Source organism: Streptomyces sp. NBC_01241, from assembly GCF_041435435.1.
Taxonomy (GTDB): Bacteria; Actinomycetota; Actinomycetes; order Streptomycetales; family Streptomycetaceae; genus Streptomyces.
The window spans coordinates 8,680,903-8,704,213 of sequence record NZ_CP108494.1; the positions used below are offsets into that span (position 1 = coordinate 8,680,903).

General features: G+C 68.9%; 18 protein-coding genes and 6 pseudogenes. 10 read left to right on the plus strand and 14 right to left on the minus strand.

The features are described 5' to 3' along the window. Nucleotides 1-4: 4 nt before the first annotated feature. Nucleotides 5-496: an FBP domain-containing protein gene (locus OG306_RS39420; protein WP_266751442.1), complete on the plus strand. Its 492-nt coding sequence runs from the start codon at nucleotides 5-7 to the stop codon at nucleotides 494-496. Between the two features lie 227 nt (nucleotides 497-723). Here OG306_RS39420 and gap read toward each other — a convergent pair whose 3' ends face one another. Together gap and OG306_RS39430 are read right to left on the minus strand one after the other, a co-directional pair. After that, complete coding sequence (gene gap / locus OG306_RS39425) at nucleotides 724-1,722, minus strand: type I glyceraldehyde-3-phosphate dehydrogenase (RefSeq protein ID WP_266751443.1); 999 nt, start codon at nucleotides 1,720-1,722, stop codon at nucleotides 724-726. Nucleotides 1,723-1,833: 111 nt separating this feature from the next. Continuing rightward, nucleotides 1,834-2,790, minus strand: a complete 957-nt coding sequence (locus OG306_RS39430; protein WP_371666179.1) for a GlxA family transcriptional regulator — start codon at nucleotides 2,788-2,790, stop codon at nucleotides 1,834-1,836. Here OG306_RS39430 and OG306_RS39435 point away from each other — a divergent pair. Together OG306_RS39435 and OG306_RS39440 are read left to right on the plus strand one after the other, a co-directional pair. Beyond that, nucleotides 2,770-2,960: pseudogene (locus OG306_RS39435) on the plus strand (murein biosynthesis integral membrane protein MurJ); the annotation flags it as partial. The gene OG306_RS39430 and the pseudogene OG306_RS39435 overlap by 21 nt on opposite strands. 108 nt (nucleotides 2,961-3,068) lie before the next feature. Then, entirely contained in the window at nucleotides 3,069-3,224 is a 156-nt protein-coding gene (locus OG306_RS39440) for a hypothetical protein (RefSeq protein ID WP_266904236.1), read from the plus strand. Between the two features lie 6 nt (nucleotides 3,225-3,230). Here the strand turns inward: OG306_RS39440 and OG306_RS39445 are convergent, their stop codons facing one another. From OG306_RS39445 to OG306_RS39455, 3 genes are all read right to left on the minus strand, one after another. After that, on the minus strand, nucleotides 3,231-3,581 hold the full coding sequence (locus tag OG306_RS39445; protein ID WP_432762251.1) for a hypothetical protein: 351 nt from the start codon (nucleotides 3,579-3,581) through the stop codon (nucleotides 3,231-3,233). Nucleotides 3,582-3,928: 347 nt separating this feature from the next. Continuing rightward, on the minus strand, nucleotides 3,929-4,936 hold the full coding sequence (locus OG306_RS39450) for a zinc-binding dehydrogenase (RefSeq protein ID WP_266904232.1): 1,008 nt from the start codon (nucleotides 4,934-4,936) through the stop codon (nucleotides 3,929-3,931). Nucleotides 4,937-5,474: 538 nt separating this feature from the next. Next, a complete protein-coding gene (locus tag OG306_RS39455; RefSeq protein WP_371666180.1) occupies nucleotides 5,475-5,846 on the minus strand; it encodes a hypothetical protein in 372 nt (123 codons plus the stop codon). Nucleotides 5,847-6,130: 284 nt separating this feature from the next. Here OG306_RS39455 and thpR point away from each other — a divergent pair, with 284 nt between their 5' ends. Together thpR and OG306_RS39465 are read left to right on the plus strand one after the other, a co-directional pair. Next, nucleotides 6,131-6,727 carry an RNA 2',3'-cyclic phosphodiesterase gene (gene thpR / locus OG306_RS39460; protein WP_266751454.1) on the plus strand — a complete coding sequence of 199 codons (597 nt, stop codon included), beginning with the start codon at nucleotides 6,131-6,133 and terminating at the stop codon, nucleotides 6,725-6,727. Nucleotides 6,728-6,997: 270 nt separating this feature from the next. Beyond that, nucleotides 6,998-9,430 (plus strand): lamin tail domain-containing protein, encoded by a 2,433-nt coding sequence (locus tag OG306_RS39465; protein ID WP_371666181.1) that lies wholly within the window; start codon nucleotides 6,998-7,000, stop codon nucleotides 9,428-9,430. Between the two features lie 70 nt (nucleotides 9,431-9,500). Here the strand turns inward: OG306_RS39465 and OG306_RS39470 are convergent, their stop codons facing one another. Further along, nucleotides 9,501-9,623, minus strand: coding sequence for an FAD-linked oxidase C-terminal domain-containing protein (locus OG306_RS39470; RefSeq protein WP_266751455.1), 123 nt, complete (start codon nucleotides 9,621-9,623; stop codon nucleotides 9,501-9,503). A gap of 92 nt (nucleotides 9,624-9,715) precedes the next feature. Beyond that, a pseudogene (locus OG306_RS39475) lies at nucleotides 9,716-10,040 on the minus strand (transposase); the annotation flags it as partial. 195 nt (nucleotides 10,041-10,235) lie between these two features. On the opposite strand from OG306_RS39475, the gene OG306_RS39480 reads away from it, so the two are divergent. Next, nucleotides 10,236-10,697: a hypothetical protein gene (locus OG306_RS39480; protein WP_266751457.1), complete on the plus strand. Its 462-nt coding sequence runs from the start codon at nucleotides 10,236-10,238 to the stop codon at nucleotides 10,695-10,697. A gap of 350 nt (nucleotides 10,698-11,047) precedes the next feature. On the opposite strand, the gene OG306_RS39485 is transcribed toward OG306_RS39480, so the two are convergent. After that, nucleotides 11,048-12,910, minus strand: coding sequence for a CocE/NonD family hydrolase (locus OG306_RS39485; protein ID WP_371666182.1), 1,863 nt, complete (start codon nucleotides 12,908-12,910; stop codon nucleotides 11,048-11,050). Nucleotides 12,911-13,437: 527 nt separating this feature from the next. On the opposite strand from OG306_RS39485, the pseudogene OG306_RS39490 reads away from it, so the two are divergent. Then, nucleotides 13,438-13,578: pseudogene (locus OG306_RS39490) on the plus strand (IS5/IS1182 family transposase); the annotation flags it as partial. A gap of 211 nt (nucleotides 13,579-13,789) precedes the next feature. Then, nucleotides 13,790-14,338: a DUF1062 domain-containing protein gene (locus tag OG306_RS39495; protein WP_371666183.1), complete on the plus strand. Its 549-nt coding sequence runs from the start codon at nucleotides 13,790-13,792 to the stop codon at nucleotides 14,336-14,338. Between the two features lie 426 nt (nucleotides 14,339-14,764). On the opposite strand, the pseudogene OG306_RS39500 reads toward OG306_RS39495, so the two are convergent. From OG306_RS39500 to OG306_RS39510, 3 genes and pseudogenes are all read right to left on the minus strand, one after another. Next, nucleotides 14,765-15,512, minus strand: a pseudogene (locus OG306_RS39500) (anhydro-N-acetylmuramic acid kinase); the annotation flags it as partial. Between the two features lie 31 nt (nucleotides 15,513-15,543). Then, nucleotides 15,544-16,532 (minus strand): annotated as a pseudogene (locus tag OG306_RS39505) (MFS transporter); the annotation flags it as partial. A 251-nt stretch (nucleotides 16,533-16,783) separates the two neighbouring features. Continuing rightward, a complete protein-coding gene (locus OG306_RS39510; protein ID WP_266904718.1) occupies nucleotides 16,784-17,818 on the minus strand; it encodes a group II intron maturase-specific domain-containing protein in 1,035 nt (344 codons plus the stop codon). A 114-nt stretch (nucleotides 17,819-17,932) separates the two neighbouring features. Here OG306_RS39510 and OG306_RS39515 point away from each other — a divergent pair, with 114 nt between their 5' ends. Both OG306_RS39515 and OG306_RS39520 read left to right on the plus strand, forming a co-directional pair. Further along, nucleotides 17,933-18,280, plus strand: a complete 348-nt coding sequence (locus tag OG306_RS39515; RefSeq protein WP_266744339.1) for a hypothetical protein — start codon at nucleotides 17,933-17,935, stop codon at nucleotides 18,278-18,280. Between the two features lie 132 nt (nucleotides 18,281-18,412). Next, a pseudogene (locus tag OG306_RS39520) lies at nucleotides 18,413-19,534 on the plus strand (recombinase family protein); the annotation flags it as partial. Nucleotides 19,535-20,035: 501 nt separating this feature from the next. Here the strand turns inward: OG306_RS39520 and OG306_RS39525 are convergent. From OG306_RS39525 to OG306_RS39535, 3 genes are all read right to left on the minus strand, one after another. Continuing rightward, nucleotides 20,036-20,860 (minus strand): reverse transcriptase N-terminal domain-containing protein, encoded by an 825-nt coding sequence (locus OG306_RS39525; protein WP_371666199.1) that lies wholly within the window; start codon nucleotides 20,858-20,860, stop codon nucleotides 20,036-20,038. Between the two features lie 591 nt (nucleotides 20,861-21,451). Next, a complete protein-coding gene (locus OG306_RS39530; protein ID WP_371666184.1) occupies nucleotides 21,452-21,805 on the minus strand; it encodes a transposase in 354 nt (117 codons plus the stop codon). A 53-nt stretch (nucleotides 21,806-21,858) separates the two neighbouring features. Further along, nucleotides 21,859-23,250: an IS1380 family transposase gene (locus OG306_RS39535; RefSeq protein ID WP_266749657.1), complete on the minus strand. Its 1,392-nt coding sequence runs from the start codon at nucleotides 23,248-23,250 to the stop codon at nucleotides 21,859-21,861. Nucleotides 23,251-23,311 lie beyond the last annotated feature (61 nt).

The following is a 23,311-nucleotide window of genomic DNA, read 5'->3' on the forward strand; positions in this document are numbered from 1 at the left end:
ATTTATGAAGTCACTGACTGAGCAGGAGATTCGTACCGCGTTCGTGAACTGCACCAAAGGTGAGGCCAGACGCCTGACCGTCCCCCGCGACCTGGCCGAGCAGTGCTGGGACGACCTGGACTTCCTGGGCTGGCGAGATCCCCAGGCCCCCGACCGGGCCTACCTCGTGACCGAGCTGGACGGCCGGCCGGTCGGCGTCCAGCTGCGCTCCTCCGGCGTCGGCTCCTGGCAGATGCGCCGCAGCATGTGCTCGGTGTGCGTGACCACCCAGACCGGGGCCGTCTCCCTCATGGTCGCGCCGAGGTCCGGGAAGGCCGGGCAGCAGGGAAACTCGGTTGGTGTCTACATGTGCAGCGACCTGGCCTGCTCCCTGTATGTACGCGAGAAGAAGGACGCGGGCATCGGCGCACGCCTCCACGAGACCCTCACCCTGGAGGAGAAGGTCCGGCGAACCGTGGCGAACCTTGCCGCGTTCCTTGCCAAGGTGACCGCGTGACCCGGACCTGCCTCCTGGACCCACCCGTATCGCCGCCGCTGCCCGGCCCTGAAGCGGCGGACCGAGGCAACGGCTCGCAAGCTGATCACTTCCCTGGTCGGCCCGGACCGTCGTTCAGTCCTCATCCGCCCTGTTGGCGTCATCCTCCGCACTGCCGTCCTCGCGATCTCGGTGCGACGGCACGCCTACCGGGTCATCGGGATGTGGGTCGAACCCCCGGCGTCCGGTCAGCGGGTGGCGAGGAGCTCGAGCGTGTCGATCACGCGGTTCGAGAAGCCCCACTCGTTGTCGTACCAGGCGACCACCTTGACGTGGCGGCCGTCGACACGGGTGAGGGCCGAGTCGAAGATCGACGAGGCGGGATTGCCCGTGATGTCGGAGGACACGAGCGGGTCGTCCGAGTACTCGAGGATGCCGGCGAGCGGCCCCTCCGCCGCGGCACGGTACGCCGCCAGCACGTCGTCGCGCGTGACGTCGCGGGCGACGGTCGTGTTGAGCTCGACGATCGAGCCCACCGGAACCGGTACGCGGATCGAGTCGCCCGCCAGCTTGCCATCGAGGTTCGGCAGTACGAGGCCGATCGCCTGGGCAGCGCCCGTCGTGGTCGGCACGATGTTGACAGCGGCGGCGCGGGCGCGGCGGGCGTCGCGGTGCGGGCCGTCCTGCAGGTTCTGTTCCTGCGTGTAGGCGTGCACGGTCGTCATGAAGCCGTGCTCGATGTCGGCGAGCCTGTCGAGGACCGCGGCCAGCGGCGCGAGCGCGTTGGTCGTGCACGAGGCGTTCGAGATGATCGTGTGCACGGCCGGGTCGTACGCGTCGGTGTTGACTCCGAACGCGAGCGTGACATCGGCGCCGTCCGACGGCGCACTGACGAGCACCTTCTTCGCGCCTGCGCCGAGGTGGGCGCGGGCGGCCGTGGCCGACGTGAAGCGGCCGGTCGCCTCGAGCACGATGTCGACGCCGAGCTCGGCCCACGGCAGCTGCGCCGGTTCACGCTCGGCGAGCACCGTGATGCGACGGCCGTCGACGACAAGGGCGTCCCCGTCGGTGGTCACCGGGCGGCCGAGCCGGCCGGCCGTCGTGTCGTAGGCGAGCAGCCGCGCGAGGGTGGCGGGCTCCGTGAGGTCGTTGACGGCGACGACCTCGAGGTCGCTGTCGCGTTCGAGCAGTGCGCGCTGCACATTGCGTCCGATGCGGCCGAATCCGTTGATGGCGATGCGAGTCATGAGTGGTGTCCCTTCGGTTCGCCATCAGGTTCGCTTGCGGCATCCGCCCGTGACAGCGGCGTGTATGCCACGGCTCGAAAGGATCGCGCCAGGGCGGCGGCCGGCGGCGGGCTACTCGCCCCGGGCGAAGGTGCGCCGATACTCGCTCGGCGTGGTGCCGAGGATGCGCTGGAAGTGCAGCCGCAGATTCGCACCGGTCCCGAGACCGACGTCGGCGGCGATCTGCTCGACGCTCCGCACCGAACGCTCGAGCAGCTCACGGGCCACGTCGATGCGGGCACGCATGACCCACTGCATCGGCGTGTACCCCGTGTCTTCCACGAAGCGCCTCGAGAACGTGCGCGGCGACACTGCCGCGTGCTGGGCGAGCACCTCGAGGGTGAGGGGCTCGCCCAGCCGGTGCAACGCCCACTCGCGGGTGGCGGCGAACCGCTCGCCGAGCGGCTCGGGCACGCTGCGTGGCACATACTGCGCCTGACCGCCGCTGCGGTAGGGGGCCGCGACCAGGCGCCGGGCCGCGTGGTTCGACGCGGCCACCCCGAGGTCGCCGCGCAGAATGTGCAGGCACAGGTCGATGCCCGAGGCGGCGCCGGCCGACGTCAGCACGCTGCCCTCGTCGACGAACAGAACGTTCTCGTCGACCTGGACAAGCGGATGCCTCGCGACAAGCGCGCGTGTGTAATGCCAGTGCGTCGTGGCGCGCTTGCCGTCGAGCAGGCCCGTGGCGGCGAGCGCGAAGGCGCCCGTCGAGATGGCGGCGAGCCGCGCGCCCCGGTCGTGGGCCGCGATCAGCGCGTCAACGACGGCCTGCGGCGGGTCGTCGCGGTCCGGGAACCGGTAGCCGGGGATGAAGACGATGTCGGCCCACGCAAGCGCGTCGAGGCCGTGGGCGACGTAGTACGACAGGCCGTCGCTGCCGGTCACGAGACCGGGTGCGGCGCCGCACACCCGCACCTCGTAAGGCATGCTCGCGCGGGTCGTGAACACCTGCGCAGGAATGCCGACATCGAGCGGCTTCGCACCCTTGAGCACAAGGACGGCGACGCGATACAGACGGGAGGCTGGCACGGGAAAAGAGTACGAGGGGGTGCGGGTCCGGCCCGTTCGATCTTACTGATGGCGCTGGGCACTGTCGTGTCCCGCGCTACGGGACTCATCGGGCAGGTGCGGCAGGCCGCGCGCTCGGCACGGGTCTGCTGGCCAGTACCTGCAAAACGGCCAACACGGTGCCGACCAGCACCAGATGCGCTGCACCAAGGTAAGTCGACTCGCCTTGCCACGCGATGCATCCCCGCAGCGCGGCGAAGCCGACCTCGTCGGCGAGGCGGCCCAGCCGGGCGTGCCCGGTGAGGCCGGGGTACGGGCGGCCCGCCGCGCGGATGCCGGTCGGCGTCGAGGACGGTGACGCGCACGGCGACACCCGCAGCCTCCGCCGCACGGCGGACCCGCCGCGGGACCCGGACGCCGTCGACCTCCACGGCGACGACGGCGGGCAGGAGTGAGTGGGATCAGGCTGCGTAGGCGAGGAAGTCGGCCGCGGCAGGGGTGTGCCGGTGGCCGGCGGTCCGGCCGCGGAGTTCTTCCAGTGCGCTGGCGGTGCGGGCGGAGTCGACGCCGCCGATCGTGTCGATGACCTGGTGGCCCAGGTCGAGAGCAGCGTCGATGTTGCCGAGGGCGAGGTGTGCCTCGACCTGGCGGGCTTGGTGGATCAGGGTGCCTCGTGCCGCGTGGTCGCTGTTGTAGGGGTTTTTGTCGGTGAGGGCTGTGCGGAAGCTCTCCAGGGCACGCGGGGACGTGACGAAGCCCTTCCCCCGGTGGAGGGAAGGGCTTCGTGAGCGAGCGCTGGGCAGGCCTTGCACCTGCATTTCCCCGCAGGAAGCGGGGTGTCTTTCCTTGGACCACCAACGCAGCGTCAGTCGCAGTGAGTTACGGCGAACTGCCAAGATCAACTATAGCGCATGCAGGCTGCCGGCCGAGCCTGGCTGTCGCGTGGCGGTATCTGCTGGGATTCCGGCGAACGCGAGACCCTGCTGGATCTGCTCCGCCGGGCCGGGCGGCGGATGGGAAAAGCAAGTGGGGAGCGGCGGCAGCTCCGTCTATGCCATTGGCCGGGCTGCCCGGCCAATGGCCGCTGGCGGACGCGGTCAGTTGCCGATGGCGCACCCTGCGGCAGCTCGAGGCCGCCGTCTCAAGGAGGCAGCGGCGGCTACCAGGGGCGGACGAGAACGAGGCCGACCTTGCCGGGCCGTACCGCGTGCTCCACGGCGTTGGCCAGCTCGCCAAGGCCGTACGTAGCGGCCACTTCGAATTGGTCCTGGAGCCCCAGTGCGATCTGCTTCGCAGTCGCGACGTCGGATGCCCGTCTCTCGGCGGATGCCTCGGACAACCACCGGCCGATACTTTTGCCCCGCAGCGTCAACGACTTGTTGAGCAGTGTCGACGCGTGCACCGGGATCGCCTCTTCGGCGATTTGCCCGTAACTGACAAGTTTCCCGCCCGGCGTCAACAGGCCCAGAAGGCTCTCTGCCAGCTTCCCGCCGATCGGGTCGAAGGCCACACTCACCGGACGACCACCGGCTGCCTTGCGGACCTCGTCGGCCCAACCCGGATGCTCTGTCGACACGACCGGCACGTCCGGGAACCGCCGGCGCAGCTCGGCGGCACCGCGCTCGCTGCGGACGACGTTGACGAGCGCCAGGTTGTGGAACTGCGACACGCCCGTTACCAGCCGCCCGACCGACGAGCCCGCGGCGGTCTGCACCAGACAACCGTCGTAACCGAAGGCCAGGTGCTCCTCCGCCTCACGGCGCAGCATCACCGTGGTGAGCGGATTCGCCAGCATCTGCGCGGCGACCTCGTCCGACAGCTCGTCCGGTACGGCGACGACCACCTCGGCGTCCGCCACGATCCACTGGGCCCAAGCCCCCGGTTGGGGGAAGACCGTTACGCGGCCGCCGACCTGGACATCCGGTGCCACGTGCGTTCCCGGGCCGATGGCTTCCACCACGCCGGTGGCTTCCAGGCCGGCCGGAACCGGCTGTGCGGCCTTCCCTGGGTGGGCCTCGATGGCCTGGAGATCACCAGGGTGCACCGTGAAGGCCGTGGTGCGGATGAGGACCTGGCCGCGCTCGGGCGCTGCCGGCTCCGGCTCCTCGATGATGGTCAGGACGTCGGCGGGCAACCCGCCACGGGTGTAGACGACACGACGGTTCATGATTCTCCTCCTGCGCGTTGGTGTGTGCGGAGCTTGGCCGGGGCGTCAGCCGGTGACCCGCAGCAGCAGGTGCTTCCGTCGGCGCACCGTCCAACTGCACCGGCCGGCCGCCCTCACACGGACCACCGAGGTCCAGGGCGGCGAATCCGAATTGGTCCAGCAAGCCGGCCACGGTCGCCTTCGCGTCGGCGTCGTCGCACGCATGGAAGGCCACTTGCCGTCCCTCGACACGCCGGGGCTCCGCGGCGATGAACCACCCTTCACCCGCGGCATCACCGGCATCCCAGGGGGTCGCGTCTCGTCCCCGGCGGGCCAGCGCCGGGGACCGGGGGCCGGTCGGGGCGGGATGGCCTTTGGCGCACGCCTGGTAGTCGGCGGGGCGGCCGGACACGGAACAGGGCGGAAGGTGCCACGGTCCGAACGGTAGGCGGCGCGGGGACCGAGCTTCGGGATCCTGGGGGCCTCCGCGCGTTCCGCCGGCGACCCGCCCGGCATGCTCCGTCTCCTACACCGCCCACCCCAGCCCGAGGTCAGCCAACTACTGGAGCTTGTTGGCGGTCAGCTTGGCGCGCCGGACTTGGTGTTCGAAAGGAACACCCCCAATCGCTGCCGGGGCCCGGTCGGCCCCAACGAGATCCGTGCCCGCCTCCGCGTCCGTGCCGAGATCGGCGTCGACGACGAGCACCGGGCCGTCGACGACGCCCGAGCCCAGGCCCTGGCGATGTTCGCCGATTGCTCGGGCCCGTTCGAGGCCGCCGTCGAGTGGAGGTCCTGGCGCCGGAACCCGGCCTGGCCCATGCCGTGCCTGCCCCGGCGTACCGAGGCTCCGGGACCGGCGAGCGGTCGCGCTCTTGACCGTCAACACCACCGCGAGCGCCGCCCCCGAACCGGTCGGCCGTTGACCGGCCACCGTAGCTCGGACAAGCCGGGTGAAACCTGGGCAAGCCCTCCCCGTGCAGCGGGCTTGCCCAGGCCGCGGGGCGGCGCGTCGGGCTGGGTGCTGCCCGTGCCGGACACCCTGGCCGGGCCGACTGCGAAAGGGGAACGATGCGCTGAGACCGCGCGCACCCGCCGCCCGGCGACCGTGGCCCGCCCGGCGTCTGCACCTACTGCGTGATGGCACGAGCACGGGCAGCCTCTTGCGCATGACCTGGGCCGTCGCGTCAACCGCCCGGATGCGGTACGAAGTGCGATGTGTACGAACAGACTCAGCCCGCGACCGTTCGCGTGTTCATCGCGCTCGCCCCGCCCGACCATGCGAAGGAGGAACTGGCCCGGGAGTTGCGCCCCGCCTATGACACGCACCCTCATATGAGGTGGAACCGCATCGAGGACTGGCACATCACCCTGGCGTTCCTCGGGGAGCTGCCGGCCGGGACAGTTCCGCTTCTGCGCCCGCCTCTCGCCAGACTCGCAGCGGACCACCAGCCATTCTGTCTGGCACTGCGTGGCAGTGGAATCTTCGACGACCGGGTGCTGTGGAGCGGAATCGACGGAGACCTCGATGAGCTGCACACGCTTGCCGCCGATGTGCGTTCCGCGGTCAAGAGCTGTGGTGTCGCCTTCGAGGATCGGCCTCTGCGCCCACATCTGACGCTGGCCCGTGCCCGCCGGGGAGATCGGTCCTCGGCAGGCGAGATCGCCGAAGCGTTCTCCGGATTCACCGGCTGCCGGTGGTCTACGGACCGTTTGCATCTGGTCGGCAGCAACGCCGGCCGTAGCCGTGGACCGATCCACTACCGCGACATCGAGGCCTGGGCCCTCGGCAACGGGAACCGCACCGGATCTTGACCGCTCGCGCACCCGCCGCACCCGCCGCACCCGCCGCACCCGCCGCACCCGCCGTATGTCGCCGTATGTCGCCCGGACGTCACGATCCGACAACGAGGTAAATTCCGGCGAACAGTCGGAAAACGCTTGGCTTTTCACGTGGGAGACCGCTTGTTGTGTGCGTGTCTACGCGCGTATCTTGAGCCGACTTTCGGTGCTTCTCCCTCAGAGCCCGGACTTCACGAATCCATACCTGACGTCCGCAAGTACGTCCGCAAGAAAGAGCTCACCGTGCCGCCTTTCATACCCCCGGCCCTGCGCGGCCGACGTGTCAAGGCCATTGCCATTGCTCTGCCCATCGGTCTCGCCGGGTCGCTCATCGCGCTGCCGTTCACTGCGCAGGCGACCGCGTCCTCGGACGCCGTCATCTCCGAGGTCTTCGGCGGCGGCGGGAACGCCGGGGCCAGTCTCACCAATGACTTCATCGAGCTCGGCAACGCCGGCGACGCTCCCTTCGACCTCACCGGCTGGTCGGTCCAGTACTTGAGCGGCTCGCCCACCGCCACCTCCAAGTGGCAGGTCACCGAGATCAAGGGCGCCATCCCGGCCGGTGGCAACTACCTCGTGGAGGAGGCCAAGGGCGCGGGCGGCGACACCGCGCTGCCCACCCCCGACGCGGCCGGCACCATCGGCATGTCGGCGAGCAGCGGGACCGTCGCGCTCGTCCACTCCACCACTCCGCTGGCCTGTCTCACTGCCGCCGACTGCGCCGCGGACAGCAGCATCAAGGACCTGGTCGGCTTCGGCACCGCCGTCGTACGGGAGACCTCGCCCGCCACCGGCGCCGACAACACGCACTCGGTGAGCCGCGATGCCGCCTTCACCGACACGGACAACAACTCGGCCGACTTCTCCGGCTCGACGCCGAGCCCGCGCAACAGCGCCGGTACGGGCGGCGACGGTGGCGGGGATCCGTCCCCCGCTCCCTCGCCCACCGACATCACCCCTGGTGACGTACGCATCCACGACATCCAGGGCGCCACGCGGCTCTCCCCGTACGCGGGCAAGAGCGTCACCAACGTCCCCGGCGTGGTCACCGCGGTCCGGGTCGCCGGTACTTCGCGCGGCTTCTGGATCCAGGACACGAACCCGGACAACGACCCGGCCACCAGCGAGGGCGTCCTCGTTTTCACCGGCTCTTCCACCCCGCAGGTCAAGGTGGGCGACTCGGTCCTGGTCTCCGCCAAGGTCACCGAGTACTACCCGGGCGGCAAGGCCTCCGGCTCGCAGTCCGTCACCGAGCTGAGCGGCCCGACGACCACCGTCCTGTCCTCCGGCAACCAGTTGCCCGCGCCCGAGGCGATCGACGCCAAGACGCTGCCCGAGGCCTACGCGCCGAACGCGGAGGGCGGCAGCATCGAGCCCCTCAAGCTGGAGCCGTCCAAGTACGCCCTGGACTGGTACGAGTCCCGCGAAGGCATGCTGGTGCAGGTCCAGGACACCCGCGTGGTGGGTGCCAGCAACACGTACAACGAGACGTGGATCACCACGAAGCCCAAGCAGAACCCGACCCCCAGCGGCGGCACCGTTCTCACCGGCTACAACGACCTGAACTCCGGTCGCCTGCTGGTCGGTTCGCTGACCGCTGACCAGCTCAAGGCCAACGTCGGTGACACTCTCACCGGTACGACGACCGGCCCGCTGGACTACGCCAACTTCGGTGGCTACAACATCCAGGCCACCACCCTCGGCAAGGTCAAGTCCGGCGGTCTCAAGCCGGATGTGGCGAAGCCGGGCAAGGCCAACGAGCTCTCCGTCGCCACGTACAACGTGGAGAACCTTGCCCCGCAGAACCCGCAGAGCAAGTTCGACCAGCTGGCCCAGGGCATCGTCAAGAACCTCGCCACCCCGGACGTCGTGAGCCTGGAGGAGATCCAGGACAACAACGGCGCCACGGACGACGGCACGGTCGCCGCCGACCAGACGCTAGCCAAGTTCACCGACGCCATCAAGAAGGCAGGCGGCCCGGCGTACGAGTGGCGCTCCATCGACCCGGAGAACAAGACCGACGGCGGCGAGCCCGGCGGCAACATCCGTAACGTGTTCCTCTTCAACCCGAAGCGCGTCAGCTTCGTGGACCGTCCGGGCGGCGACGCCACCACCCCCGTCAAGGTCGTCGACAGCGACAAGAAGGGGATCACCCTGTCGGCCTCGCCCGGCCGTGTCAATCCGACGTCCGATGCCTGGAAGAGCAGTCGCAAGCCGCTGGTCGGCGAGTTCACGTTCCGGGGCCAGCAGGTCTTCGTCATCGGCAACCACTTCAACTCCAAGGGCGGCGACCAGCCGACCCATGGCGTCTTCCAGCCGCCGACGCTGGGCTCCGAGACGCAGCGTCTGTCCCAGGCCAAGGAGGTCAACACCTTCGTCTCCAGCCTGCTCGCCAAGGACAAGAACGCCAAGGTCGTCGTTCTCGGTGACATGAACGACTACCAGTACTCCGCGCCGCTCACCACGCTCACCCAGGGCGGAGTCCTCACCGACCTGATCAACAAGCTGCCGGTGGGCGAGCGGTACAGCTACGTCTACGACGGCAACTCGCAGACGCTGGACCACATCCTCGTCACCCCGGGGATCCACAACCCCGGGTACGAGCTGGTCCACGTCAATGCGGAGTTCTCCGACCAGACGAGCGACCACGACCCGCAGGTCGTTCGCATCAAGTAACGCGAAGATCCCAGTGATCTGTGGCGTGCACGCGTTCGACGCGTGCACGCCACACGTGCGTTCAGGCCGCTCAGATCGCCTTGCCCGGGTTGAGGACGGCGTGCGAGTCGAGGGCGGACTTCAGCCGCCGCGGCAGAGCGAGGCTGTCCGGGCCCAGTTGGTCGGCGAGCCACTGCCGCTTGAGCGTGCCCACGCCGCGGACCGCTCTCCGGCGCGTACGCGGACGGCCACCGTCTTCGCGCGGAGCGCGCACCTCGATTCGGGCGGGCCCCCTGGCCCCTTGGCCGGGGCGGCCTTGCGGGCGCCGGCGGCGTGCTGGTGGACCCGGCAGGCGGTGGAGCCGATACCGACCTGGTTCCCGTCCAGATCGCCCTCGACATCGGCCCGGGCCTGCAGTGCTTTCAGAATCCGGTTCCACGCCCCGTCCCCGACCAGCGCCGATGGCGCTCGTAGACCGTCTTCCACTTCCCGTAGCGCACAGGAAGATCCCGCCACGGGACGCCGGTGCGCTCGCGGAAGCAGATGCCGTTGACCACAAGCCGGTGGTTGCCCCGCTGCCCGCCGCGTCGACCGTTCACCGGCAGATGCGGCTCCACTCTTCGTTCGTCAGGTCGCCCCGTCCCGCAGCCGGTAAACGATCAGGGAGGCCGCCTCAGTTCCGAGATCGATTGATCATTTGTCGGACAGGGCCCAGTCCGTGCCCGGGGCAGGCGCGGCCGCTGGGGGACTGCTGGATCCGCGCTCTGCGCCTACCGCTAGAGTGCGGTGCTTGTTCGATTCGCCGCGAGGCGGAGGGGGAGGGGTTGTGAGCGCACAACTGAGAGACACCGCCGTTGAGTTGGCGGAGATCTTGTGGCGGGAACACGCCGTGTACCGGGAGCGGTCCGGCGGTGTGGTCATCCGGGGTGAGCATGTACGGCGGTGGATCAGCCTCGCTCCGGCGGGCGGCCGGGACGAGGTCCTCGTACGCGCGGGGCGCATCCTGGACGGCGGCACCACTGCTCCGGCGCGATCGGAGGCCGTGGTGCCCCTCTCCGCCGGTACAGGCGTGCTCGCCGCGACCTGCCGCCGCCTGCTCGCCGAGGCGGCGGCCGATGCGGTGCCGGTCGTGCCGGGACGGGCAGCGACCGGGCGGCCCAATCGCCCCGGAAAGGCCGCGCGGCCCAAAGACAGTGGGAAACACACCAGTTTCGGTTCATGGGTGATCCTCGCCTGCGTCGCCGGTGTGATCGCCCTGTACGTCTACAGCACCACGATGCACGGTTAGTGGCTCGTCTCGCATCGCTGGGTGGGTAGTCGACGCCCCGTCTGATGGTCAGCAGACTCACCGAGCGGCTCGGTGGCCTGTACGCCCTGGAGCGCATCATGCGTGACTCGGAGAACATCACGAAACGGTTGTTGAGGTGTTGGCCACGTTCGTTCGGCAACGTGCCCCAAGGGGGGATGGTGATGAGCAGCCGCTGGGTCCCCCGGCAGAGGACGTCTGTGCCGCGTCGAACGTGCTGGGCCGCAGACCTCAGCGCCATGAGCCGTTCAGCCTGAACCTTGATCACCGTCGCCACGCGATACGCCACGGTGCCCGGCACCCGCCTCGGCGGGTGCCGGGCAGCCGCTAGGTCATCCGTTCTTCGAGATGCTCAGCGGGAAGGTGGGGGTGCCGACCTTCTTCAGCGTGGTGGTGTTCGCCCTCACGTACGTGTCCAGGTACGGCGAGCGGTCACCCTGGGTCGGCGAGTCGAACCGCGGGTCCTGCACCTCGAGGGCGAGCCGCGCGTCGGAGACCGTGATCGTCTCACCCGAGGGAATGCTCCGCCAGCCGTTTGAGGTGATGGTTCCGATCTGGACCCCCAGCTGGTGGCCTTGCTCGAAAGTCCAGTCCGTCGCCTTCAGGACGAAGGAGGTTGATCCGCTGCTCTCCAGCAGTGCGACGTTCTCGTTGAACATCGTCGCCTTGCCGTCCGGAGCGACGTCCCACAGCCGTGCCCAGACGTTGCCCTGCCCCCTGGTCTTCAGCGTGATCTCCGGGCTGCCCGTGATCCGCACCTGCTCAGCGGCGGGCGTGGACCAGGTCCAATAGCTGTTGGCGGGTGCGTCGGCGCTGAGCGCACTCGTCTGGTCAGTCGTCGGCGAGCCGACCTGCGGCGCGTACTCGATGTCCCAGCCCTGAGACTCCGGCGCCGTCATCGACAGGGCGGCCTTCTGCGCCTTGCCGCCGTCGTCGACGTACTGCCCGGGCGCCAGCCGCACCTTGTACGCATCGTTGGTCACCGGCCAGGTCGGCTGGGCGCGCCAGTGGCCGAGGCTGTCCTCGAGGGAGAACGCCGGGTCGGTCACCGACGGTCCGATGCCGCGGAGGTACTGGTCGTAGAACCGCATCACCTCGTCGAACCAGCCCGCCCGTCCCATCTTGAGCTGGCCCATGGCATTGGTTTCGTTACCGCGCACGTGTTCCCACTGGCCGATCCAACCGCGTTGCGGACCCTGATGGTTGGCCAGGTACTTCTGCATCTCCTCGGGCTTGGTGTTGTCCTCGATGAAGCCCGACGTGACGAACAGCGGCGTCTGGGATCCGGCGGCGCGGGAGGCGAAATCGCGGGCACGCCAGAACGGCGACTTCGGGTCGGGGTTCTGGGTGTTGGTGAGGTTGTAACTCTCGCACTCGGGGTGGTTCTTCTCGTACCCCGCGTTCGCCTTGTAGTGGTCGCTGTCATCGGCCAGCGGCGCCATGGTCGCGATCGAGTAGTAACTCCGCGGGGTGCTGGTCACGTTGGAACGCGGCACCCCGTTGCTGTACAGGTAGTTGTACCTGTTCCACGTCGGCTCTTGGGAAACGATCGCCCGCAGAGGCTTGAGCTTGAGGGTATTGGCCGCCAGCCCGGTGTTGGCGTCGTACGACTTGCCGTACATGCCGACCTTGCCAGTGGACCACGGCTGGCTCGCTGCCCACTCGACGGCCGCCTTGATGTCAGCCTGTTCCCCCGGGCCGAGAAAGTCCAGGCACCCGGTGCTGCCGCCGAAGCCGCGCAGGTCCACCATCACGAAGGTGTATCCACGCTCCATGAGCCGCGCGCTGTCGATGAAATCCTGAAAGCGCGCCGATGGCCCGACCCGGTCCCATCCCGCGGGAGCAGTCTCCCCCGCGTGGGAGAAGTACGGGCCCACCGACAGGATCACCGGCGTCTTCGCATCCGCCGGCAGGTCTGCGGGGCGCAGCACGTCGGCGTGCAGCTCGACCCCGCTGCCGTCCGAGGAAGGGAAATAGTGCTGCGTCCAGAGCGAGCCCTTCGGTACGCGGTCGTTCTCCTCGTGCGTGACGGGGCCGGTCGTGGTGGCCATCACCTCCGGCCGGGCCTGCGCTGCGGTGGCGGACCCGGATGTCGCGCCGGGCTCTGCGGCGGCTGATCCGGCGAGCGTGCCGGTCAACGCGAAGGTGGTGATGACGGCTGAGGCGGCCCAGGCGGCCGCGCGACGTCTTCTCACTTGCTCCTCCTGGATTTGTCGGTACCGGGCGGTGCAGGTGGTGCAGTCGGACAGCGACCCCGGACCCGTCGTCGACGGGGCGACGAGGGGCGGCCGCGCGCAGACGGACGGAATCTGGATTCCGGGTGCGCTCCGGAGCCGATGGCGAGGCAGCCTATGATCATCATTGGCACGCGTCAACAGAGTGGTATGAGCGACGTGTTGCTGGTGTGGCCGCAGGTGTCCCGACCGGGGCCGATCACGGCGGCTCACGGGAGCGCGTAAAGGGACGGAGCCCGGGCGTGCCCGAGGGCAGGGTCGTCGCATGTGGTCGGTGTCCGAAGGGCGTTCGGCCGTCCGGCGCCCCCCACAGCGCGGCCGGCGCTCGCCCGACACGGATCACCGTGATCTCGTGGGCCAGGGCCTCATCCGCCCGTTGCCGCGTTTCGCGGGCTTCCCGTTCGGCTACCCATGCGTAGTACGTGGAGCGGGCCGTTTTCATCACCGCGCACAGTCTCCAGGTGTCCACGATCAAGGGGAAGCTTCACTACAAGCGTAGGAGCAAGGCCGAGCGGACGATCAACAGGCTCAAGAACTTTCGGGCCGTGGCCACGAGGTACGACAAGCGGGCCTACGTCTTTGACGGCACCGTCACCGTCGCCGCGATCCGGCTCTGGCTTCGTCCTTGATCCGCCGGACAGAACCTGGCGGTGAGGCGCTGGAAAACCAGTGGAGCAGCGCTGCTGTGAGTCATTACCGTGCTGCCGAACCAAGTCGTCTGGGCAAGGACATGCCGTTGTACACCCTGTGAGACCTCCCGAGCGCTGAATCGTCGCGCGTCGCGCATGTGCGCCGCGCTCCTTTTTGCTGCGGACTTCTCACTGAAACCGGTGTACTTCTGTGCTCAAAAACTGGGTGGTCGTGCCCACCTGCCTGCCGCTCGTTCTCCGCCGTTGCCACACGTGCGCGTCCGAGCGCTTCCGGGCAAGCGGTAAATTCCGCGTCAACGCAAACCACAAGCTCATCGACGCCTGGCTCCACGCGCTCTGTACCGCTTGCGGGGAAACTGCAAAGCTCACGGTCCTGGAGCGGATGAATGTGCGCTCCGTACGACCTGAGCTGCTGGACCGGCTGCATGACAACGACCCTGGCCTGACAGCTGAGCTGCTCCAGGATCCGCTCGTGCGGCGCCGTAATCGCATCGCCCTCGACTGGGACAACACCTGGCGCCTGGACACCGGCGGATCGGATCACCTGGACCGCGAGGTGATCGACGTCTCGGTCCGCTTTGCGGCGCGGATACCCGTCCGGCCAGTGCGACTGATCGCTGAAGGTTGCGGTCTTTCGCGGGCCGAGGTCGAGAGACTGATCACGGAGGGGAAACTCGTTTCGACAGTCCGGCTGAGCGGCAAGCTCTCCGGCGACTTCACCTTCATGCTCAAGCGCTGAGCCCTCCTCGGGACCAGGGGCCTGTCCGGCAAGATCCGCCGGACAGGCCCCGGACCGCCCGGCCACCAGGGCCGGCGGCCGGAAGCGCCATCCATCCGCGTGAGAAGGCAGACACCGCCCGCTCGATCGGTCAGGTGGCGCAGGACTTGGACTTGCCCGAGTCCGTGGCGCAGCTGTGGAACATGCGTAAGCTCACACCTTTCACGGTCGGCGCATTCCCCCGCACCACGGTGACCTGCGCAGAACCCGCTCAACGACCCCGTACATGCCGACGAACCGCGGAACTCCGGGGAGTGCGACGGGCAGAATGCCCCTTCGCGACGGGTGTTGAAGTCGCCGACCAGGACCGCATACCTTCGCTTCCTGCCTCAACGTCATGGAGCGCCCCCTGAGAATCCAAGCTCGACAAGAAGGTTTCTAGGGCCAGTGGAACAACTCCTTGCCGGTCGTCGTGGGCGGCGGTTTCGCGTAGTACGGCTCGTCGAGGAGCCGCTGCAGCAGGTCGGCGTCGATGCTGCCTCGCGCGGCCAGCGCCCCGTCCTGGTCGTAGTCCAGCCGGCCGTTGGTGAGGGCGTGCACCGCCGCGTCGACGAGGGCGTTGGCCGGGGCCGGTGTCGAAGGCGACCGGGTCACCCGTTCCGGCGGCCACCGTGAGGTTGGCAATGCCGCCGAGATTCAAGGCGGCGGGTCTGCTGGGCCGCCCGTGCAGCCACATGACGTCGACGATGCTCACCAGAGGTGCTCCCTGGCCGCCGGCCGCGACGTCGCGGGAGCGCAGGTCGGAGACCACTGGGCAGCCGGTGGCTTCGGCGATCCAGGCGGGCGAGCCTATCTGCAGCGTGCCGTGCACCCGGCCCTGCTCGGCCCAGTGGTAGACGGTCTGGCCATGCGAGGCGACGAGGTCGGCGCGACCGTCGCACAACTCCCGGTCGGCCCGGGCGGCCAGTGCGGCGAAGACCTGGCCGATCCGGGTGTCGAGCAGGCACACGTCCTTCATCGTGGTCGCCGCGGGCGGCAGCGCGGCGGTCAGGGCGTTCCGCAGCTCTGCCGGGTAGGGGTCGCTCACCATCCCAAGGGGCGTCAGCAGCAGACTGTCATCCTGGAGCGTCAGGTCGGCCGCGGCGGCGTCGACCGCGTCGTGGGAAGTCCCCGACATCAGCCCGATGACCCGCATCCTCACACCTCTCTCCCGGCCCGTCGGGCTGTCAGTCGCGCAACGCGCGACGGTGGTTGTCGCCGCGCAGGGCGCGCGTGCTGACAGCACAGGTCACGACCACGTAGTGCGCGGGGATGTCGACGTTGCCGGTCCGCTGGATCGCTTCGGTGATGATCAGTCCCGCGCATCCGGAGAAGACCGCGTTGGACAGCGAGTACGCCAGACCCAGGCCGGTGTAGCGGACACTGGTGGGGAACATCTCGGCGAGCATCGCGGGCCCTGGTCCCGCCATCAGGCCGACGATGGCGCCGGCGGCGAAGACCGCGAGACTCTTGGCGGTCGTCGAGGCAGCATCACTCTGCAACACGTGCAGCAGGGGGAACGCGAGGACGGCCACGAGCACCGCCCCGGCCACCATCACCGGGCGTCGGCCGATCCGGTCGCTCAGGGAGCCCGCCGGGATGATGGAGGCCGCGAAGCCCAGTTGGCGAGGACCGTGGCGACCAGGACCTGTCGGAACGTCGCGTTCAGCGTGCTCTGCAGGTAGGACGGCATGACGACCAGAAAGGTGTAGTTGGCCGCCGACCAGCCCATGAGCCGGCCGGCACCGAGCGCGATGGCCATGGCCACCTCACGTGCGGAGGCGGGAGCGGGCGGCACCGCTTGCGGGTGGCCTCCTGCATCCGAGGTCCGGGTCCGAGTCCGCCGGAAGGAAGGGGACTCCTCCAGCTTCAGCCGCAGCCGCAGGGCGGCGAGTCCCAGGGGCAGGGTCAGCGGGAACGGCAGCCGCCAGCCCGACCCGTTGAGCTCGGGCTCGGTCAGCACGCTTGCCAGCAGCGCCGCCACGCCCGCTCCGGCGAGCAGACCGAGCGCCACCGTGAAGGACTGCCAGGCCCCGTACAGGCTGCGCCTGCCCGGCGGGGCGAACTCCGTCTTGATCGAGGCGGCACCGCCGAACTTCGCTGTGACCGGCTTGCCGGGCGGGCGAACGACTCTGGTGCGCAATTCCGGGTGGGTGGTCAGGCTGTGAGTCGGTAGCTGAGGCGGGTGAGGTTGCTGGTGCGGCTGCGGTCCAGTGGATGCTCGGTCCAGTGGGCGTCTAGGCGGACGACGTTGATCGCGGTGGCGGAGAAGGCGTGCTGGAGGCGGACTTTCGGCAGCCCGCGGTAGCGGGCCCGGCGGATGCCGGTGATGTCGAGTGCCTGTCGGGTAGCGGCGGCGCGTTGCCGCGCCGCCGCCCCCTGAGAACCGTGCGGGCGGGTTGGCCCCGCACACGGCTCAAGCAGGCCCTATGGCTCACGGGCGGGCAGAAGGCTGGGCCCCTTGCCGGTGGCGGTGACAAGCCGTTGTCGGCAGTGGGCGTGCAGGAGTTGGGCGGGTGGGGCGTCCGGTGTGCCCGGCCCGGTGATGACGATCGCCTTGCGGCTGATCGCTTTGCGGGTCGCCCGCAGCCACTGCTCCCACGCGATGGGGCTGGACGGCGGATGGTCAGCGTGCAGCAGAAGAGCCCCGCAGAGCGGACAGCGGCCGTTCTGGCGGTTGAGCAGGTGCCAGTCGGCCTTGTCGATCAGCGGGATCACGTCCTTGCGCCGCCGCCGGGCCCAGTACTCGGTCAGTGCCGGGTCATCCGGAGACGCCCCGAACTTGACGAGCTGGTGCCGGACGATCTTCGTCCACGCGAACTTGGTGAGGAACCGTCCGCTGCCGCGGTCTCCGAAGACCCACCGGTCACCCCGGCGGGGGTTGAACTCTCCGAAGTAGCGGTGCACGATCCAGTCCTTTGGCTTGTTCGCGTGTTCGTGCTTGGCCCACTTGTAGGCGAGCTGCCACACGTAGAAGTCCAGCGAGCTGAAGACCCTGCTGGACACCCCGATCCGGAAGTAGGCGGACCAGCCCCGGATGATCGGGTTGAGGGTCCTGATCACCGCCTCGGCATTGGACCCGCGCAGGTCCCACATCTCGGCGGCGAGCCGTTTCCGGATCCGTTTCACGGACGCCTTGCTGGGTTTGATCAGCAGTTTCCGGTTGCGATACAGCCGGACGTGGAAGCCCAGGAAGCAGAAGCCCTCGGTGAGGCGCACGATGCGCGTCTTGTCCTCGTTGAAGGCGAGCCCTCTGGGTTCCAGCCAGGCGGCGAGCCGCTGCTTGACCTCCTCGGCCTGCTCACGGCTGTGGCACATCGCCACCAGATCGTCTGCGTACCTCACCAGCACGGGGCTCTTGCGCATCACGCTCCCGGCGTGGATGCCGCTCGCGTGATACCGCACCCCGGCGGCCTCCTCCATTCCGTGCAGAGCCACGTTCATCAGCGCGGGGCTGATCACGCCCCCAACGCAATGGGCAACTTCTGCTTCGAGGTGACGCTCGGCTACCGGCGCTTGGAACTCCTTCCTCGCGCGGAGGGTAAGGAGCGTCACAATGGGTAGTAGGTTTGTGACATGGTGCGTGGTGATCGTGTCGATAGCGTCGAGTACGCCCGGCGGGTCAACGCCGCCGCGGATCTGGTCGGGGCGGGTGCGCCCGTGGCCGCAGCCGCCCGCACGTTGGCGAGTAGGTACGGGGTGTCGGTGCGTCAGGCACGCCGGTATCTGGAGCAGGCCATGGCCGCTGGACATCTCGAAGTCCCCGAGTCGAGCGTGGTGTTCACTGTCAAGCTGCCGGAATCGCTGGCAGGACAGATCCGCGCCCGTGCCCACGAGAGCGACCGGGCGATCTCCGCGGTGGTGGCCCAGGCCCTGGCCGAATTCCTTGAGCGGGGTGCCCCGGAGGGGCGGCCGGGCAGGTGAGCGGCCGGCCGGTGGAGGTGGAGGCGGTCTTCGACCGTCATGCGGCGGCGGACTTGTCCGCGGCCTATGCGGCGTTGGTTCCGCAGCGGCGGGCCCGGATACGGGATCGCCTGGAGCAGGCAGGAGTGAGCGATGACCAGCGTGGCGATCTACGCCCGGGTGTCCTCGGCCCGGCAGAAGAAGGACCAGACGATCAGCTCGCAGACCGCGGCCCTGCGCGCGCACGTCGCAGAACAGCGTCTTGAGCTGCCCGAGGAGTGGGTGTTCGAGGACGAGGGGCACTCCGGGGCGACCCTGGTGCGGCCCGCGCTGGAGCGGCTGCGCGACCTGGTCGCCCAGGTCGGCGTGGATGTGGTGCTGTGCTATGCGCCCGACCGCCTCGCCCGCAAGTTCGCTTACCAGGCCCTGCTGGTCGAGGAGTTCGCCCGGGCAGGCACCCGGGTGGAGTTCGTCCGCGGCCCACGCGGCGACAGCCCCGAGGACCAGCTGATGGTCCAGTTCCAGGGCATGTTCGCCGAGTACGAGAAGGCCCAGCTGATGGAACGCTACCGGCGCGGGAAGACCTACCGGGCCCGCTCGGGGGCGGTGAACGTGCTGGGCGGAGCCCCGTTCGGCTACCGCTACCTGCGCAAGACCCCCGAGTGCGGGGCCACCTACGAGATCGTCGAGTCCGAGGCGGCGCTGGTGGTCGAGCTGTTCCGCCGCTATACCGACGACGGGGTCTCCATCGCGGACCTGACCCGCTGGCTCACCGACAGCGGCACTCCCACCCGCACCGGCAAGACCCGCTGGGACCGCAGCGTGGTCTGGGGCATGCTCAAAAACCCCGCCTACCAAGGGCAGGCAGCCTTCGGCAAGACCCAGATCCTCCACGAGTCCCCGGGCCTGAACCGCCGGGCCCGCCTGGAGGGCCGCAGCACTCCGCGCGCCGTCAAGACCGCCGACCGCCCCCGCGAGGAGTGGATCACCATCCCCGTTCCCGCGCTCGTCACCCCGGCCACCTTCGAACGCGCCGCCCAGCGGCTCGCCGACAACAAGCGCTTCGCTTCGCGCAACAGCAAGGTCCCCTCCCTGCTTCAGGGGCTGTCGGCCTGTGTGAGCTGCGGATACGGCTACTACCGCACCTCGACCACTACTTCCTCCGGCAAGAAGATCTACTACTACCGGTGCCTGGGCTCCGACGACTACCGCTACGCGGGCGGCCGGGTCTGCACCAACAAGCCCGTCCGCGCCGACTACCTCGACACCGTCGTCTGGGACCACATCATCGGCATGATCGCCGACCCGCACCTGATCCGGTCCGAGATCGACAAGCGGCTGGACCGTGCCCGCACCTCCGACCCCGCCACCCGCCAGCGCAGCCGTCTCGAACTGGCCCTGGCCAAGGCCACCGCAGCGATCACGCGCATGATCGAGGCGTTCCAGGAACAGCTCGTCACCATCGATGAACTGCGGGCCCGGATGCCCGGCCTGCGGGCCCGGGAGAGTAACCTGCGTGGCCAACTCGACGCGCTGGAAGCCCAGCTCGCCGACCGCGACGCCTACCTCAAGCTCGCTGACGACCTCGAAGGCTTCCTCGCCCAGCTCCGCGAGAACGCTGGGACAGCCGAGGTCCCCGAGCGCCAGCGCGTCCTGAGGCTCCTCGTCAAGGACGTCCTCGTCGGCCCCGAGAAGATCACCATCCGGCACCGCATACCCGTGCGTGAGCGCACCGCCGACGACCAGCATCAAGATCAAGACGCTACGGAGGGTGACTCATGCCCGAGTTACCCATTGCGTTGGGGGCGTGATCACACCGCCCTGGGGAGTTCCCTCCCCGGTCTCGGTGAGCCGACCGTCCTCGACCACACCGGCCCGCAGCCACTGCGCGACCAGTTCCCGCGCGGGAAACGTGCCGAGCCGCCGGAGCAAGTGATCATGGTCGATCCGGTCGAATGCCGCCGCCAGGTCCGCGTCAAGTACCCATGGCCGACCAGGGTTGGGGCCCCGGCAGGTCAGAAAGATGGACTCGATCGCGTCATGACAGCCACGGCCGGGCCTGAATCCGTAGGACCTCGGCTCGAACCGTGCCTCCCACTCGGGCTCCAGAGCACCAAGGACCACAGCCTGAAGACAGCGGTCCAAGATCACGGGAATGCCGAGCGGACGCCGACGCCCGTCGGGCTTCGGCACATACACCCGTCTGACGGGCCGGGCCGTCCACGACTCGGAGCGGTGCTGCACCCAGTCGGCCACCTCGGCCTTGCCGGGCGCGGTCAGCACCACCTTGCCGTCGACGCCCGCCGTCTCGCGGCCAGCGTTGACCTCCGTCACCCGCCGCACCGCATGCAGTGCGTTGGCGCGGGAACGGAGCATCAGCTTCTGCAAATTGCGGACCCTCTTCAGGTCCCCTGCCTGTGACGCCGTGAAGATCCTCTGCCGCAGCCGCCGTACGTCGTCATCCACCCGCTGCCAGTCGATCGACAGCCAGTCGGTGACATCGTCCTCGGGTCCGTTCACCACCGCGATCACAGCCGGAGCGGCATCTGCCATCCCGGCCTCCTTCACCGCCTTGGTGTCCAACTTGTCCCTCGGTTCCATCGCCTTCGGTCATCGTCACTTCACAGGCCCACCAGACCCACGTCAGCACCCTTTCGGGTCCGGGCAGCTGCCCGTATCCGGCCGGTTATACGAGACGACCGGCGGAGGGGCCGGTCATCGTGTCCCGCTTTCCCGCTGCCTTTCGGCCGCCGGCGTTCGCTTCTTGGGTCCTCCTGTTCCCGCCGGGGAGTTGAGCTCTCCTCGCGGTCGGCCAACCGGGCACCGGATAACCGGCCCCGGACCCCGACGGGGTTTCCGCGTTGCACACGTACGAGATCCGACTGGGGTGGGCGCCCCCTATGCCCCGGGAACAGCGGTGTCCTACGACTGCAACTCACCTCTTACAGTCGCCGCTTGCCGCCTCTCAACGGCCGGTTCCTGGACTCCGGCAGAGCGATCCATCATCCGGAGCTGATACCTGACGAGACATCAACCAGGGGTTCACTCGTCGTTCGCCCGTCCAGTCTTCCCCTTCGCCTGTGGTCCCCGGATGGCACGGGCACCCTTGGGCTTGACCCCCTGAGCTCCGCACCCCGCGGTTACCCGCAACGCACGTCAGGGTGGGGACAGACCCTGGACACTGGCCCGGAACTACACCTTCAACATCGAACCTCCACTCGGTGTGTTCACTCGTATCGTGCGCCCTCGTGTCGCACGGTTGATGGTTCCTTCCACTCCGGCCCGCAGGGCGTACTTGTCCTTCCAGGTCTTGGTCTTCTGTTCGGCGCGGGCGGCGGCGAGGACGGTGTGCAGGTGCTCGGGGTAGAGGGTGAGCATGCGGTTGCCGCGCCGGGCCGAGGTGCACTCGGGTCGGACGGGGCATGCTTGGCAGTCCGTCTTAGCCTCGATCCGCCGAGGTGGTTTGAGAGTGGTCTTTTGATCGGCTTTGGGTCGGGTGGTCGGGTGAGGGCAGGTTGTGTCCGCTGGTCTGCCCAGCTTTTCCACGGGTTCGGTTCCGGTCGGGCCCTGGTGGGCGGGGTGATCAGGGGCTGTTCGTGTCAGCCGGGTGGTCCGTGGACGGTGTCGAAGAGGTGTGTCCAGGCGTGTTGCCAGGGCCAGTTGTGTGGCAGGTGCAGGGTGATGCGTCGTGCGGAGCGGGCGATCCGGGCCGGGACCTGGACCAGGTGGGCGCGGAGGGTGGCGGTGGTGGCCTTGGTATGGAAGGGCGAGGTCAGTGCACCGGCAGCCCGCAGCAGGTTGTAGGTCATCGCCCACAGGGTCAGCCAGGCCGCGTTGGCGTGGAAGTGTCCGGAGGGCAGGTGGGCCAGGGCGCCGGCTTTGCTGTCGGCGATGACCTGCTCGATTACGGCGTGGTGGCGGTGTTCCCGCTCGGTCTGCAGGGTTTCGGTGGGCCGGTCGGTGAAGAAGGGGTGGTAGCGCCAGACGGGGAACAGTTCGCCCTGTTCATCGATGACGGCGGGTTTGGCCAGGTCACGGACCCGGCGCACGATCAGCCGGGCAGTGACCCGCTCGCTCTTCTCCCGGCTCGTGAAGGCGGTGTACTGGGGTATCTCGGCAACTTCGGCGTCCGAGATGAGCTCACCGGTTTCGGGGTCGGGCACCGCGGTCGGGTAACTGATCTGCTGCCAGGCATCCTCGGGAATGCTGTGGACGGCCCGTTTGATGGAGGGGTTCATGCCGGTGGTGATGGAGAAGTGCGCTCCGGCCCGGCGGCAGGCGGCGATCACCGCGGCGTTGTAGAACTGCGAGTCCGCGCGCAGGATCCGGGTGCCGGTGCAGCCGGCCTCGGCGGCGGTGGACAGGGCCTCGGCCACGAACTTCGGGGCGCCCCGGGAGTCGGCGGCCTTCCCGCGGCGCATCCGCACCGTGGCGATCACCGGCCGGGAGTACGGGGTGCAGACCGTGGCCAGCAGGGGGTGCAGAGTACGAATGCCCTTGAACCGGCCGTACTCGGCGCCCTGCTTGGCCCGCCCGTAGACCCGCTTATGGGTGCTGTCGACGTCGATGAACGCCAGCTTGTCCGCACCGGGCAGCAGCGGAGTGTGCGCGGCCAGCGCGGCAAGAAACGTCCGGTGCACGGAGTGAAGTTGAAGCGCATGGCCGTGGGTGAACGCACGCAGGAACGTGCCCAGCGTGGACGGGGCGCGAATACCGCCGAACAGGGCCGGCATCGCGCCATGCCGCAGCACGTCCAGGTCGTCGATGCTGTCCGCACCCGCGACCATCCCGGCCACGATGCCGGTGACCTTGGCATCCGCCGCAGCCCCCGCACCGTTCCTCGCTCCGGTCAGCTTCACCTTCGCAGCCACCAGGTCCGACAGGCCGCACCGCTCGGCCAGCCGCATCACCGGAACCAGCCCCGCATACGCGACCAGATTCGGGTCATCGAACGCAGCGGAGACCGCTGCCGGAGTGTGGGAAACTTGCATCTACGAGGTGCCTTGCTGATTGTGCGTGCTGGAAGCGTCAGAACTCCCATCATCGCAGGTC

Excerpts from the sequence above, each read along its gene's own strand:
- OG306_RS39420 (WP_266751442.1), top strand. The coding sequence starts at position 5 with ATGAAGTCACTGACTGAGCAGGAGATTCGTACCGCGTTCGTGAACTGC.
- gap (WP_266751443.1), bottom strand. The coding sequence starts at position 1,722 with ATGACTCGCATCGCCATCAACGGATTCGGCCGCATCGGACGCAATGTG.
- OG306_RS39450 (WP_266904232.1), bottom strand. The coding sequence starts at position 4,936 with ATGAACCGTCGTGTCGTCTACACCCGTGGCGGGTTGCCCGCCGACGTC.
- OG306_RS39515 (WP_266744339.1), top strand. The coding sequence starts at position 17,933 with ATGGTGCGTGGTGATCGTGTCGATAGCGTCGAGTACGCCCGGCGGGTC.
- OG306_RS39525 (WP_371666199.1), bottom strand. The coding sequence starts at position 20,860 with ATGGAACCGAGGGACAAGTTGGACACCAAGGCGGTGAAGGAGGCCGGG.
- OG306_RS39535 (WP_266749657.1), bottom strand. The coding sequence starts at position 23,250 with ATGCAAGTTTCCCACACTCCGGCAGCGGTCTCCGCTGCGTTCGATGAC.